The organism is Streptomyces sp. NPDC054757, assembly GCF_053612185.1.
The window spans coordinates 119,400-132,995 of the sequence record NZ_JBSHBW010000011.1; the positions used below are offsets into that span (position 1 = coordinate 119,400).

12 protein-coding genes are annotated in these 13,596 nt (G+C 73.3%); 6 read left to right on the forward strand and 6 right to left on the reverse strand.

Annotated elements, in window-relative coordinates; all coding sequences use genetic code 11:
* Nucleotides 1–69: 69 nt before the first annotated feature.
* The 4 genes from ACWGKJ_RS16065 to ACWGKJ_RS16080 are packed head-to-tail and all read right to left on the reverse strand — an operon-like array spanning nucleotide 70 to nucleotide 5,183.
* The gene (locus ACWGKJ_RS16065; RefSeq protein WP_453315753.1) at nucleotides 70–1,398 is read right to left on the reverse strand and encodes an AAA family ATPase; all 1,329 of its coding nucleotides are present in this window, start codon (nucleotides 1,396–1,398) and stop codon (nucleotides 70–72) included.
* Nucleotides 1,395–2,996 (reverse strand): hypothetical protein, encoded by a 1,602-nt coding sequence (locus ACWGKJ_RS16070; RefSeq protein ID WP_385029866.1) that lies wholly within the window; start codon nucleotides 2,994–2,996, stop codon nucleotides 1,395–1,397. Before ACWGKJ_RS16070 ends, ACWGKJ_RS16065 begins: the two co-directional genes overlap by 4 nt.
* Nucleotides 2,987–4,375, reverse strand: a complete 1,389-nt coding sequence (locus tag ACWGKJ_RS16075; protein ID WP_385029869.1) for a hypothetical protein — start codon at nucleotides 4,373–4,375, stop codon at nucleotides 2,987–2,989. The genes ACWGKJ_RS16070 and ACWGKJ_RS16075 overlap by 10 nt, the downstream gene beginning before the upstream one ends.
* On the reverse strand, nucleotides 4,266–5,183 hold the full coding sequence (locus ACWGKJ_RS16080; RefSeq protein WP_385029871.1) for a phosphatase PAP2 family protein: 918 nt from the start codon (nucleotides 5,181–5,183) through the stop codon (nucleotides 4,266–4,268). Before ACWGKJ_RS16080 ends, ACWGKJ_RS16075 begins: the two co-directional genes overlap by 110 nt.
* Before the next feature lie 198 nt (nucleotides 5,184–5,381).
* Here ACWGKJ_RS16080 and ACWGKJ_RS16085 point away from each other — a divergent pair, with 198 nt between their 5' ends.
* Entirely contained in the window at nucleotides 5,382–5,978 is a 597-nt protein-coding gene (locus ACWGKJ_RS16085; protein ID WP_385029874.1) for a histidine phosphatase family protein, read from the forward strand.
* A gap of 109 nt (nucleotides 5,979–6,087) precedes the next feature.
* Here ACWGKJ_RS16085 and ACWGKJ_RS16090 read toward each other — a convergent pair whose 3' ends face one another.
* The gene (locus tag ACWGKJ_RS16090) at nucleotides 6,088–7,413 is read right to left on the reverse strand and encodes a tetratricopeptide repeat protein (protein ID WP_385029877.1); all 1,326 of its coding nucleotides are present in this window, start codon (nucleotides 7,411–7,413) and stop codon (nucleotides 6,088–6,090) included.
* Nucleotides 7,414–7,627: 214 nt separating this feature from the next.
* Between ACWGKJ_RS16090 and ACWGKJ_RS16095 the strand changes: the two genes are divergently transcribed.
* Together ACWGKJ_RS16095 and ACWGKJ_RS16100 are read left to right on the forward strand one after the other, a co-directional pair.
* Nucleotides 7,628–8,065: a hypothetical protein gene (locus ACWGKJ_RS16095; protein WP_385029880.1), complete on the forward strand. Its 438-nt coding sequence runs from the start codon at nucleotides 7,628–7,630 to the stop codon at nucleotides 8,063–8,065.
* 119 nt (nucleotides 8,066–8,184) lie between these two features.
* Nucleotides 8,185–9,048: a spermidine synthase gene (locus ACWGKJ_RS16100; protein ID WP_385029883.1), complete on the forward strand. Its 864-nt coding sequence runs from the start codon at nucleotides 8,185–8,187 to the stop codon at nucleotides 9,046–9,048.
* A 62-nt stretch (nucleotides 9,049–9,110) separates the two neighbouring features.
* On the opposite strand, the gene ACWGKJ_RS16105 is transcribed toward ACWGKJ_RS16100, so the two are convergent.
* Entirely contained in the window at nucleotides 9,111–9,686 is a 576-nt protein-coding gene (locus ACWGKJ_RS16105; RefSeq protein WP_385029886.1) for a hypothetical protein, read from the reverse strand.
* An 87-nt stretch (nucleotides 9,687–9,773) separates the two neighbouring features.
* Between ACWGKJ_RS16105 and ACWGKJ_RS16110 the strand changes: the two genes are divergently transcribed.
* The 3 genes from ACWGKJ_RS16110 to ACWGKJ_RS16120 all read left to right on the forward strand — a co-directional run bounded on the left by ACWGKJ_RS16110 (nucleotide 9,774) and on the right by ACWGKJ_RS16120 (nucleotide 13,567).
* Nucleotides 9,774–10,463, forward strand: coding sequence for a response regulator transcription factor (locus ACWGKJ_RS16110; protein WP_385029889.1), 690 nt, complete (start codon nucleotides 9,774–9,776; stop codon nucleotides 10,461–10,463).
* Entirely contained in the window at nucleotides 10,460–11,920 is a 1,461-nt protein-coding gene (locus tag ACWGKJ_RS16115; RefSeq protein ID WP_385029892.1) for a HAMP domain-containing sensor histidine kinase, read from the forward strand. Before ACWGKJ_RS16110 ends, ACWGKJ_RS16115 begins: the two co-directional genes overlap by 4 nt.
* Before the next feature lie 132 nt (nucleotides 11,921–12,052).
* Nucleotides 12,053–13,567, forward strand: coding sequence for a glycoside hydrolase family 18 protein (locus ACWGKJ_RS16120; RefSeq protein ID WP_385029895.1), 1,515 nt, complete (start codon nucleotides 12,053–12,055; stop codon nucleotides 13,565–13,567).
* The last annotated feature ends 29 nt before the right edge of the window (nucleotides 13,568–13,596 follow it).

Below are 13,596 nucleotides of genomic sequence, written 5' to 3' on the forward strand. Positions count from 1 at the left end.
ATAGACCTGTTGCCCCTGGCAGTGGGTTGGCATGTAACCAACACATGACCAATAGTGGCCCGGTGCAGGTCAGGGGCGCCACTTCACGCGATGCGCCTGCCAGTGGTCCCACGTGGACAACATCGCCTCCCAGCCGTCCGGGAACTTCACCGTCACACCCAGCTGCACCGGCTCCGTCGACGGATGCTCGTCGAGCAGCTCGGCCACCCCCTCACGGCACACCACGATGCAGGCATGCCGGTGCCGTGACGCCAGGACGCAGAGCCTGCCCGTCTCCAGATGGAACGCCGTCGCGTCCGGGCGGCCCGACAGCGGATGCAGCACCACCGTGACGTCGAACTCCCGGCCCTGGAGGCGGTTGGCCGTATCGACGGCCACCCCCGCCACCCCCAGCTCCGTGAGCGCCGCGCGGACCGCCGCCGCCTGATCGCGGTGGGCGGTGCCGACCGCGATACGGTCCGCCGTCAGCGGCACCGGGTCCGGCGACTGCTCGCTCACCGCGGCGCCGCCCCGGTCGAGCAGCCGCCGGACCACCAGGGCGACCGCCCGTACCGCATCCGGATCCGTACGCGGGGTGTGCCGCGCGGGCAGTTCGAGCAGGCCCCAGCCCGTCTCGGCCGCCTCGTCCAGCACCCGGTCGGGGCCGGAACCGTCCGACGCCACCCCGAAGGTCAGCCGCCGGTCACCGTGGCCGGTGCCGCTGCGGAACGGTGTGTACGGGTAGAACGCGTCCGAGACCAGCGGCGCCGCCGATGCCGGCAGCCGCCAGGAGACGGGCAGCCGGTGCTGGGGCAGCTCCGGATTGTGCGCGAGCAGGGTGGAAACCGCGCTGGACGACGGGTCGTACGCCAGCCCCGCCCACTGCTCCGCGCCGACCACGCTGAACGGGTCGAGCTGGCCGGGATCGCCCACGAACAGCGCCCGTTCGAAGAGTCCGGCCACGGCAAGCAGGGCGTCCGAGCGCATCTGGTACGCCTCGTCCACGATCGCGTGCCGCCAGGGCTCGACGCCCTTCACATGGGCCCACTTCGCGGCCGTCGAGATCACCACGTCGAGCCCGGCGAGATCGGCTGCCTTGGCGGACTTGCGGACGTTCTCCAGCTCGTCCAGCGCCTTGTCGTACGGGTCGGGGTCGCTGCTGTGCAGCCGGCCGACCGGCAGCTCGGGATCCTTCCCGGCCAGGCGCACGACCAGGTCGTCCACCTGGGCGTTGGTCTGCGCGACCACCATCAGGGGGCGCCCGGCGGCGGCCAGCTCACGGGCCGCGCGCACCACGAGCGTCGACTTGCCCGCGCCCGGCGGTGAGTCGACCACCACTCCGCGGGCGGTGCCGTGCAGCGTGTCGTCCAGGATGGCCCGTGTCGCGCGGGCGGCCTCCGCACCGGGGTCGAAGCTCACAGCAGGTCCTCGGGGGTGACGGGGTCGGGGAGCAGCGCGGGGGCGGCGGTTTCCGGCGGACCGCCGTGCGTCCACGGGGTGTCCTCCTGCGCGGGCAGCTCGGGCCCGCCCCGCGAACTGTGCTCGAACAGCGTCCAGCAGAGCCGGTCGCCCTTCTCCGGCACGGTCCCCGGGGCCGGATCCCTGGCGCGTCCCATGCCGTTGGTCAGCCGCAGCACCAGTGAGCCGTCCTCCTCGTACCGTACGAACTCGGCGGTCTGCGCCTTCGGCGGGTCGCCGGGGAGCGTGCGGTGGACCTTGGCCCGCTCGCCGATGTGCGGTGTGTCGTCGGTGCGGAGCGTCACCAGGGGGCGCGGGCTCGGGCGCTTCGACTCGCTCCACGCCATCACCACATCCGTCACCTCACCGGCGAACGCCTCGCCCGCCAGCCGCCGCCCGGCCATCACCAGCGGATCGTCCAGTGCCTCCTGCGCCTCCAGCTGTGTCTGCGCCGTCTCGCGGGTGGCGAGCTTCTGTGCCGCGGTCACCGCGTCGTCCCGGCGTGGCTGCGGCGGCTCGCCCGCCCGCACCCGGTCCCGGTGGCCGGTGAACGACCAGCGGTCCCGGGTCCACCGTTCAGCCGCCCTGGCCCCCTCGGGCAGTGTGCGCAACAGCCCGACCGACTGCCAGACCGCGTCCCAGGTGGGGCGCAGCTGCCCGGCGAGCAGCCGGTGGATCTCCCGCTCGGCCGCCGTCAGCTCGCCGAGCCGGTCGTCGGCTGCCGGTCCGTCCTCGGCGGCGGCCAGTGCCGTACGCGCCGTGTCGTACCGCTCCACCGCCGGCGCCAGCAGCCGGTTGTCGAAGGCCGGGTCGGTGGCGGGCCCGGCGGGCGGGCAGAGCAGCTGCCCCTCCCGGTCGCGCCCCAGCTCCGCCCGGAGCGCGGCCTCGGCGCCGGACACCCCGTCCGCCGGGTCGATCCAGCCGAGGAGCGCGCCGAGGTGCTGGTCCTCAAGACTGCTCTGGCCGGTGGCCCAGTGACGGTTCAGCAGGTCGGTCGCGGCGAGCAGCAGCGAGGAGCCCGGGACCCGGGCGCGCTCGCCGTAGTGGGTCAGCCAGCGGCCGAGGAGCGGGACCCGGGGCGGCGCCGGGTAGGGCGTCTCCGGATCCTCGTCGGCCGTACGCCGGAAGCGCATCGAACGCCCGAGGAGCCGGACGAAGTCGATGCCCGCCCGGCCCGGCACGATCAGCTGCGGGGCGTCCGCGCACAGCTCGGTCTCGACCTTGACCTTCTTCCCGGTCTCCGGGTCGGTCTCGGAGCGCTCGGCGGCCTCGACGTCGTCCGCGTACCCGTCGATGTACGGCAGTACGGCGTCGGCCAGCTCGGCCAGGAACGCGAACCGCAGATCACGGTCGCGCGGCTGGGCGACGGTCAGGAGCCTCGGGGCTTCCGGGTCCGTCCCGACGAGCGCGCCGAGCGGGGCGCCGGCCTCGCCCGCCGTGGTGAGGGGGACGAGGACCAGCGGGCGCGGGGAGAGATGGCGGTGGCGGACGGTGGCGGTGGGCTCCGCGCGGCCGGACCGCACCGCCTCAAGGCGGGCGAGCGTACTGATCAGTGACATGGCGGCGGACCCTCCTGCCCGTGGGGCACCCGGTCCTGACGCGTCTGCGGCGGCAGCGTCTCGAGCCCTCGCGCCCCTTCCGCCAGTGCCTCCGCCCGCAGCGCCGCGGCCCTGCGCAGCGCGGCCACGGCCGGGTCGGACGGATCGCCCTGCTCGCCGTGGGCCGCGGCCAGCACCGCGTCGACCGTCGTGAGCCCGCCCAGATCGCCGCGGAGCCCACGGCCCAGCGCCTCCACCGCGCCCGTCTCCTTCGCCCGGCCGCGGCAGTGGAAGGCCAGCTCGCAGGCGGCCAGGCACTCCGGTGCGTAGGCCGCGCCCACCGACTCGACCGCCGCCGTGAGCTCGGCGGGCGGCAGGGACGGGTCGAAGGTGGTGCCTTCGGGCAGGGCCGCGGCGATGTCCTCGATACGGGTCAGCCGGGTCAGCTGACGGCGGGTCACCGAAAGCTGCTTGCGTACGTCGACGGCCGAAGCCGTCGGCAGGTTGGAGAAGTCCTTGGGGCAGACGAGCAGGATCCGGTCGTGCACGGAGGCGCGGCCTGCGCCGCGTGCGTCGTGATCCCGGTGCTCGTCGCCCAGGCCGTCTCCGCCGCCTCCCAGGTCTTCGCCGTCCCTGCCGCGTACGCCGTCGTCCCCGCCGGGCACGGCGTCGTCCCCGCCGCGTCCGTCGCCGCCCCCGCCGTTGACATGCGCCGCGATCCGTTCCAGCGCGAGTACGTACACCGCCGACTGCCGGGCGGCCGCGCCCACCTTCGCCGCGTCCGCCGACGCGTCGATCATCGGGAACGACTTGATCTCGATCACCGTCCACCGCCCGGACGGGTCCACCACCACCGCGTCCGGCTCCAGATAGGCCGGGGAGCCCGCCACATCGAGCGCCAGCATCGGATGGTCGAACAGGGTCCACCCACCGGCATCGGTGGCCTCCCGCAGGGCCAGCGAGGTGCGCGCTGCGCGGCCTTGGGGGCCGGCCGCCGTGAGATCGGGGACCGAGACGCCCACCGGCTCGGCCGTGCCCATGTGCTCGGCGAGCAGCCGCATCAGATCGGCTCCGCCATCGGCCTTCACCCTCGCCTCGAAGGCGTTGCCCCGCATGAAGGCGAACTGGGACTGGCCGAAGGCCGAAGGGGAGCCGAGGGCCTGGGCGAGGACCGTCTTGTTCACCCCGGCGCCGTCGAGCAGCGCCCGCCGCTCGCAGCCCGGGTTGGCGGCGAGGGCCGCCAGCGCGCGGGCGTCCAGCGGCTGCGGCGCGACGGACGGACCCCGCAGCTCAGCGAGCCGCTGTCGCAGTGCCGTCGTCGGCGGTGTCGCCCGCCGGCCCGGAAGAGGGCGAGGGGGTGGAGGAGGCGGATGAGGTCCGCTGCCCGGGGAATCGCTCACCCGGGGAAGTCTTGCATCCGGCACCGACAACCGGGGAAGGAACGTCGGCCGTACCGGAGGAGAAACGTGCCCGTACCCTGTCGGCCAGCCGCACCGCGGGCCGGGCGAGCAGCAGCCCCACACCCATCACCGCGACCCCCGCGATCGCGTCGAGCAGATAGTGGTTGGCCGTGCCCAGCACCACGAAGGTGATGGTCAACGGGTAGAGCACCCCGAGTATTCGGGCCAGCGGTGTACGGCCGTAGCGCCACAGCATCACCCCGCACCACAGCGCCCACCCCACATGCAGACTCGGCATCGCGGCGAACTGGTTGGTCATCCCGCCGAGCCCGCGCGGCGCACTCGCGTCATCGCCCCACCAGCCGTACGAGCTGTACTGCGCCATCGTGTCGACGAAACCCTCCGACGACGCGAGCAGCCGCGGTGGACAGGTCGGCGTCAGCGTGAAGCCGATCAGGCCGAGCAGCGTGGACACCATCAGCCAGGTGCGTGCCATCCGGTACTGGGCCGGCCTGCGGCGGAAGAGCCAGATCAGGATGGCCGGGGTGACCACGTAGTGCAGCGAGGCGTAGGCGAAGTCGGCGGGTATCCCGATGGCAGGGGTGTGGGTGAACAGCCTGTTCAGCGGGTGTTCGATGTTGATGTGCAGAAACTTCTCGGCATGCAGCAGCGAGAGCCCGTGCTCGATCGCGTCCTCGGTGTTGCCGCGGGCCAGCAGCCGGCCCGATGAGTACGCGGTGTAGACAACAGCGATCACCAGGAGCTCTGTCCACCAGCGGGGCCGGTCACGGTGCGCGGTGTACGGCATCCGAATGCTCTCCATCGTCAGTTCAAACGGGGCCTGTCACCCGGCGTACCACCATAGGGCGTATGGAATGACAAGTTCAGGCGGCCCCTCTCCGCAGGGGCACGGTAAGGGGGACGCCGGAGCCGTCCGCCGGGTTGCTCCCCGACCCCGTACGCGATGATGGGACAAGCATCACGACACCCCCTGGGAGAGAGCGTCATGGCACCCCGCATGCTGCTGGTCCGGCATGGACAGACCGCATGGTCGCTGTCCGGGAAACACACCGGCAGAACGGACATCCCCCTGCTCGACGAGGGGCGCGAGGGGGCCAAGCTCCTCGGGGAGCGTCTGCACCGGGCTCCGTGGGACGCCGTGCCGGACGCCCGGGTGCTGACCAGCAGGCTGCTGCGGGCGAGCGAGACCTGCGCACTCGCCGGGTTCGCCGGCCGCGCGCGGGAGTGGGACGCGCTCCTGGAGTGGGACTACGGGGCGTACGAGGGAATGACCCCGGCCGAGATCCAGGCGGTCAGGCCGGGCTGGTTCATCTGGCGCGACGGCGCCCCCGGCGGGGAGTCCGTGGCCGATGTCACCGCACGCGCCGACGAGGTGGTCGACCGGATCCGTACGGGCGGCCACGACGTCCTGGTCTTCGCGCACGGCCACATCCTGCGGGCGCTCGCCGCGCGCTGGCTCGGCTACGACCTGACCTTCGGGGCCCGCGTCAGGCTGGCCCCGGCGTCGCTCTCGGTGCTGGGCTGGGCGTACGACGCCCCCGCGGTCGAGCGGTGGAACGACACCGGGCACCTGGAGCGGTAGCCGTGGCTGGAGCGTGGCCGTGAACGGCACCGGGCACTCGGACCGGGCCGGGAGACCCCGCTCGGGACGGGCCCCGCGGCCCCGCCCCCGGTCCGAGGCGGGGCCGCCCTCAGACCAGCCGCGGGACCGACGCGTGCCGCTCCAGGAAGGCCGGCACCCCGGCCGCCCTGCGCTGGGCCAGCAGCCTGCGGGCCGTGCCCGCCAGCATCGCCTGGATACGGGAGGACCGGACCTGGTCCAGCAGGTCGAGCACCTGGTGCCCGGCCGCCGCCGCCCGGTCGGGCGCGCCGGCCCTGGCCAGATCGTCGGCCAGCTGGGCACGGTAGAGCGCCAGATTGCGGGCGAAGTGCGGATCCTGGAGCTCCGCCGCGCGCTCGGCGTGCCGGGCCGCGCGCGGCCAGTCGCTCAGCGCCGACCAGCACTGCGCCTCCAGCATCTCCAGCTCGGCCTCCACGAAGAAGGTCATCCACTCCGGATCATTCTCCGAAGCGCCCTGCGCGAAGAGGGACTTGGCCCGCCCCAGCGTCTCGGAACAGGCCGTACGGTCACCGAGACCCGCCCAGCCGCCCGCCTCCCGCAGGGTCAGCAGCGACAGCAGCCGGGGCGAAGCCAGCTGTTTCGCCGCCCGCTCCCCGGCCTGCGCGGCCCGCACCGCCTCCCGCGGCCGCCCCGCGTCCCGCGCCAGGAACGCCGTATTGCAGAAGGCGTGGGCCTCAAGCGCGGGATCACCGGAGACCCGGGCGGTCGCCAGGGCCTCCGCGTAGTGGGACCGCGCGTCGTCGAAGCGGCCCGAGTCATGGGCCAGCCATCCCACGGAGATGGCCAGTTCACCGGCGCCCGCGTGCAGCCGGTCGGCCGCGGAGCGGCGGGCGGTGCCCGCGTCGAGCAGGGCGTACGCGGCTTCCAGTGGCTGCGCCGCCCGCTGGTAGAGACCGGCGGCGCCGTGCCGGTCGTCGAGCAGCCTGATCTGCCGCACGGCCTCTTCGACGGCGCTCACCTCCGCCTCGCCGACCTGGCGCGGGGACGGTACGGGGGCCGGACGGAGGCCCAGTGAGACGGCGGCCACCGCGGCGGAACCGCCGGCCATGAATGCGCGACGCAGCACGTCGCTCTCCTCGTTGTTCTGGCTGGTGTGGGGCTGGGACGGTGATACGCGACCGGGACAGACACCCCGCCCGCGCACCACCCCCCGGTCGGAGAACCCCAGATCCTTCAGGGTCGAACCGGGGAACATATGCAGGAACACTCGCTCGTACGCGTAGTTGGGACAGCGGATCTCGCCGGCCTCGACACGTCCGACGTACCGCGCGTCGCAGGAGACCTGTTCGCCGATCTCGCGCGCGGCCCGGCGGATCGCCGCCGCGAACTCACCGGGCGAACGCTGTCCGCGCAACTCCCGGAAAGCCGGGTTGCGTACCTCCCGTGACATCGCCATGGCCGAGCCCTCTCTGGCGGATGGTGCTGTCGGACCGGACCGCTCCGGCGCGCAAAACGTACCGTCTGTGATGAGACACACACAGCCGGTATAGCTACAAAACGGATATCTCACCCGCGATTTGCCATGAACTGCCATCCTTTACGGCGGCGATGCGCCGTAGCCCTTGACGTCCGCAGGCGTTGAACCTTGTGGAGAACGAGGAGGGGTTGCCTTGTTGGAGACCGGTACGGAGACGAGCGGTTCGAGAACGACCGCCCGGCACACACCCAGTCAGGAGTGCAGCGCGCCACCCGACGGCGCGGCCGAAGCGTGCGATCTGGTGACGGTCCCGGCGCGGCAGGGGCTGGAGGCCGTGGACATCCTGCGCAGGGGGGCGGACTCGGCCGATGTCGGCCCCGTCCTGCACGACGGCGCCTGCGACACCCTCGGATTCCTGGTGCCGCCCGGTACGGCCGACGGCTGGGACCTGCCGGGCAGCGCGTGTACGCAGACCAACGGACGCGGGCTGCGGATCCCCGACGAGCCGCCGGTCCGGGGCACCGGCTGGCTGCTGCCGCCCGAGACCGCGCCGGTCACCGACCCTTCGGTGCTCAGGGCGGCACTCGGCGAGGCGGCCCGTCTGATCGAGGCGGCGGACAACCGCCGGTGAGCGGCCCGGCGGGCTGGGCGCCGATACCGGCTGGGTCCCGAAGGCGGCTGGGCCCCGGTGCCGGCTGACCTCCGGCACTGGCTCAGCATCGCGCCCGGCTGAGCACCGATACTGGGGGAGTGGCGAAGAACAAGCGGCAGGGCCGTTCCGCACCGGAGTCCGTCGTCGAGCAGGTGGACGGCGGGACCGCCGAACTCAGGCCCGACCGGGACCGCCCGCGCGCCTGGACGCTGCTGATCGACGGCGCCCCGCAGTCCCATGTGGACCTCGACGACCCCACGTACCTCGACTTCGAGTACCAGCGCAGGCTCGGCCATGTCATCGACCTCGTGGCACCGCCCAGACAGCCGCTGCACGTCGTACATCTCGGCGGCGGGGCCTTCACCCTCGCCCGTTACACGGCGGCGACCCGGCCCCGCTCCACCCAGCAGGTCGCCGAGGTGGACGGCCCGCTGGTCCAACTGGTGCGCAGAGTCCTGCCGCTGGACCCCGGCGCCCGGATCCGCGTCCGCTCCACCGACGCCCGCGCCGCACTCGCGAAGATCCCGGACGGCTGGGCGGACCTGGTCGTCGCCGATGTCTTCAGCGGTGCGCGCACCCCCGCACATCTCACCAGTACGGAATTCCTGGCCGAGGTCCGCAGGGCGCTGAAACCCGGGGGCTGGTACGCGGCGAACCTCACCGACGGCCCGCCGCTGACGTATCTCCGCGGCCAGATCGCGACCGCGGCACAGACCTTCCCCGAACTGGCCCTGGCGGCCGAGCCCGCGGTGCTGCGCGGCCGGAGGTTCGGGAACGCGGTGCTGGTGGGGTCGGCGCTCCCGCTGCCCCTCGCCGAGCTGACCCGCCGGGTGGCGGGGGACGGGCACGCCGGGCGGGTCGAGCACGGCCGGGGGCTGACGGACTTCACGGGCGGCGCGAAGCCGGTACGGGACGCCGACGCGCAGGCCCCACCCGCGCCGCCGTCCGCGGTCTTCCGGTAGCGGGGGAGCGCGAGTTCACCGGCCCTGCCGTTGCGGCCCGGCAGCTCAGGTGGTCGTCCCGCTCAGTGGTCGTCGACCTCCACCGACGGCCTGTGTCCGTTCCAGGTGCAGAACAGCGACACCGAGCGCGGCCCCTGCGTGAAGGTCACCCGGATCCACTCCGGCTGCTTCCAGACCCGCATCTGCCAGCCGTCCGCGGGGGTCGCCGAGACCAGCGCGGCCGAGTCCGCCCCCAGATCGAAGACGGACCGGCCGCCCGAGGTCGCATAACTCCGGACATCACCGGACGAACCGCTCGGACTCCCGGACCCCGCCGGGCCGTTCGGCGCGGTGGAGTGCGAGGGCGCGGAGGACGGTGCCGAGGGGGATGGCGAGGAGCGCAGGTTCCGGGACGGGTGGGCCGGGGAGGCGGAAGGCGATCCGCCCCCGGGCCGCCGCCCCGTCCCGGGGGACGCGGAATCCGGCTCCTCGGGCCGGTGGGTGGCCGACGAGAGCAGCTGGGGGCTGCCCGCCGGAAGCGCCCGGGGCAGGTCATAGGCGGTACCCGCCATCACCGAATGCACCCCCCACCAGGTCAGCGTCGTCGCCGCGCAGGTGGCGAGCGACCACGCCAGGGCCTGAGTCAGTCGCCGGATCATCGCGCCATACTGCCTCACCCGCCCCACGGGTGTCGCGACACGGCGACTCACCCACCCGCCGCCCCCGAATGGCGTACGGTGCCGCCCATGGCAAGTGTGCTCGTGGTCGAGGACGACCAGTTCGTACGCTCCGCCCTCATCCGGCACCTCACCGATGCCTCTCACACCGTACGGAGCGTCGGCACGGCTCTGGAGGCGCTGCGCGAGGTGGCCCATTTCGAGTTCGACCTGGTCATTCTCGATCTGGGCCTGCCCGATCTCGACGGGGCGGAAGCGCTGAAGATGCTGCGTGGCATCACCGACGTACCGGTGATCATCGCCACCGCGCGGGACGACGAGGCGGAGATCGTCCGGCTGCTGAACGACGGCGCCGACGACTACCTCACCAAGCCCTTCTCGGTGGAGCATCTGTCGGCCCGGATGGCGGCCGTCCTGCGCCGCTCCCGCAGCCGGTCGGCCGCCGAGCCGCCTCCGCAGCTCATCCGCGTCGGCGGGCTCTGTGTCGACCCGCTGCGCAGACAGGCGGAGCTGGACGGGGCCCGGCTCGACCTGACCCGGCGCGAGTTCGACCTGCTGACCTTCCTCGCCGGACGGCCCGGAGTGGTCGTCGCGCGCAGGGAACTGCTCGCCGAGGTGTGGCAGCAGTCGTACGGCGACGACCAGACCATCGACGTCCACCTCTCCTGGCTGCGCAGGAAACTCGGCGAGACCGCCGCTCGTCCCCGCTATCTGCACACGCTCCGCGGTGTCGGGGTGAAGCTGGAGCCGCCCCGATGAGGTGGGCGCTGGTCAAGGTGGCGCTGGCCGCCACCGCCATGGTCGTGGTGGCCTTCGCCGTACCGCTCGGTCTGGTCATCAAGGAGATGGCCGGCGACCGGGCCTTCGCCGGCGCCGAGCGGAACGCCTCGGCCCTCGCCCCCACCCTCTCCATCACCACCGACCGCCTCCCCCTGGAGAAGGCCGTCGCCTCCACCCCGGCGGGCGCGGCGGGCCGCGTCGCCATCCATGTGCCCGCGCCGGGCGGACCGGGCAGCCGGCCCACCGAGATCGGCCACCGGCGGGCAGCGGCCGAGGACATCCAGGCCGCCCGCAGCCAGGCCATGATCACCGAAGTGCCCGGCGGCTCCGCGCTCCTCCAGCCCACCGCACTGCCCAGCGGGAAGATCGCGGTCGTCGAGGTGTACGTACCGGACGCCGAGGTCTCCCACGGGGTCGGCACCGCCTGGCTGGTCCTGGCAGGTGTCGGTATCGCGCTGGTCGTCGGCTCGGTCGCGGTCGCCGACCGGCTCGGCGCCCGGATGGTGCGCCCCGCGCAGCGGCTCGCACGGGCGGCGCGCGAGCTGGGCGACGGCAGGCTGTCCGTACGGGTCACCGAGGAGGGACCGGCCGAACTGCGCTCGGCCGCAGGGGCGTTCAACTCGATGGCCGACCAGGTCGTCCAGCTCCTGGACAGCGAGCGCGAACTGGCGGCCGACCTCTCGCACCGGCTGCGCACCCCGCTCACCGTCCTGCGGCTCAACGCCGCGTCGCTGGGGGAGGGCCCGGCCGCCGAACAGACCCGTGCGGCCGTCGAGAAGCTGGAGCTGGAGGTCGACACCATCATCCGCACCGCCCGGGAACAGCGCCCGCAGAGCCGGGGCCGGCCGGGCGCGGGCGGGAGCTGCGACGCCTCCGAAGTGATCCGCGAGCGGATGGCCTTCTGGTCGGCGCTGGCGGAGGACGAGGGCCGTACGGTACGGCTGGCCGGTGTGGGCCGGCCCGTGCACATCCCGGTGGCGCGCTCCGAACTGGCCGCCGCACTCGACGCGTTGCTCGGAAACGTCTTCCGCCACACCCCCGAGTCCACCCCCTTCTCGGTGGACGTGCACCAGGCGGATGGCGCCGTCATCGTGCTCGTGTCGGACGCGGGTGCGGGCATCGCCGACCCGGTGGCCGCCCTGGCCCGCGGCAACAGCGGCCGGCGGACGGGCTCCACGGGCCTCGGCCTGGACATCGTGCGCCGGGTCGCCGAGTCGACCGGCGGTGACCTGCGGATCGGCCGCTCGGTCCTCGGCGGCACCGAGGTCCGGCTCTGGATCGCCCTCGACTCCGGTGGCGCCCCGCGCGCCCACGGCCACCGGGTACGGGGGCGCAGGCGCGGGGCGCTCCGGGGGGCCGTGCCGGGGGCCGCGCCGGGCCGGTCCGGGGCCGGCGCGGACGGCCGGTCCGGGGCGGCTCCGGACCCCCGGAATTAACCGCTCCCTTTCTCTTCCTTAAGCCCGCCCTAAGATCCTCGGCTTCTCGCCCGAACCGCCCAATTGTCCGGTTCGCCATCGCTAGCGTGCTGCCCACACCCCCCACTTCCGTCACGCAGAGGCAGGCACGCCATGAGTACGAGGACCCACCGGCGCAAGGTGAGCGGCAGGACCAAGGCGATGGGCGCGGTCGTGGCCGCGGCCGTCGCAGGGGGCGGCGCGTTCGCACTGACCGGTACGGCGCACGCCGCCGACGTGGGCGCCGCCTACACCAGGACCAGTGACTGGCAGGGCGGTTACACCGGCCAGTACGTCGTCAGCAACGACGCGGGCAAGGCACTGACCGACTGGAAGCTGGAGTTCGACCTGCCCGCCGGGACGAAGCTCAGCTCGCTCTGGAACGCCCGGTCGACGGTCGACGGACAGCACGTCACCGTGCGCCCCGCGAAGTGGGACACGGCGGGTATCGCCGCGGGCAAGTCCCTCACCATCGGGTTCGTCACCTCGTCGGGCACCACCGCGGGCGCCCCCACCGGCTGTGTCATCGACGGCGCGAAGTGCTCGGTCGACTCCGGCGGCGCGCCCGCGCCGAGCGGCCGTCCCACCAAGCCGTCGCAGCCGTCCCGGCCCGCGCAGTCCTCGCAGCCCTCGGGCCCGGCGAAGCCGGCAGCGGGCGCGGGAGCGTCCACGGACTCCTCGTCGAAGTCCGGCCCCGCGTCCACCGGAACCACCGCCACCGGGACGGGCACCTCGTCCGGTGCGGGCTTCGCCCCGTACGTCGACACCTCGCTCTACCCCGCGTACGACCTGCTCGGCACCGCGGCCAAGACCGGTGTGAAGGAGTTCAACCTGGCCTTCATCACCTCGGGCGGCAGCTGCGCCCCGCTCTGGGGCGGCGCCACGGGACTCGGTGACGACAAGGTGGCCTCGCAGATCAGCGGGTTGCGGGCCAAGGGCGGTGATGTCCGGGTGTCCTTCGGCGGCGCTTCCGGCACCGAGCTGGGTGCGGCCTGCTCCTCCGCCGAGGCGCTGGCCGCGGCGTACGGCAAGGTCATCGACGCCTACAAGCTCACCAAGGTCGACTTCGACATCGAGGGCGGCGCGCTGCCGGACACGGCGGCCAACACCCGCCGCGCGCAGGCCATCGCGCAGCTCCAGAAGTCCCACCCGGGGCTCGATGTCTCGTTCACGCTGCCGGTGATGCCCGAGGGGCTGACCCAGCCCGGCGTGGACCTCATTGCCAACGCGAAGAAGAACGGCGTGGACATCTCCGCCGTCAACATCATGGCGATGGACTACGGGCCCTCCTACAGCGGGGACATGGGTGACTACGCGACCCAGGCGGCGACCGCGACACAGGCGCAGATCAAGGGAGTGCTCGGGCTCTCGGACGCCGCTGCGTGGAAGGCCGTGGCGGTCACCCCAATGATCGGTGTCAATGACGTCAACACCGAGAAGTTCACGGTGGACGACGCCAAGCAGCTGGCCGAGTTCGCCAAGGCGAAGGGGCTCGGACGGCTCTCGATGTGGTCGGCCGCCCGGGACCAGGAGTGCCCGGGTGGTGCGAAGGACTCGGCCGACCCGACGTGTTCGTCGGTCGTCCAGGACGAACTGGCCTTCACCAAGGCATTCGCCGCCAACAGCTGAGACAGCCAACAGCTGAGACAGCCGACAGC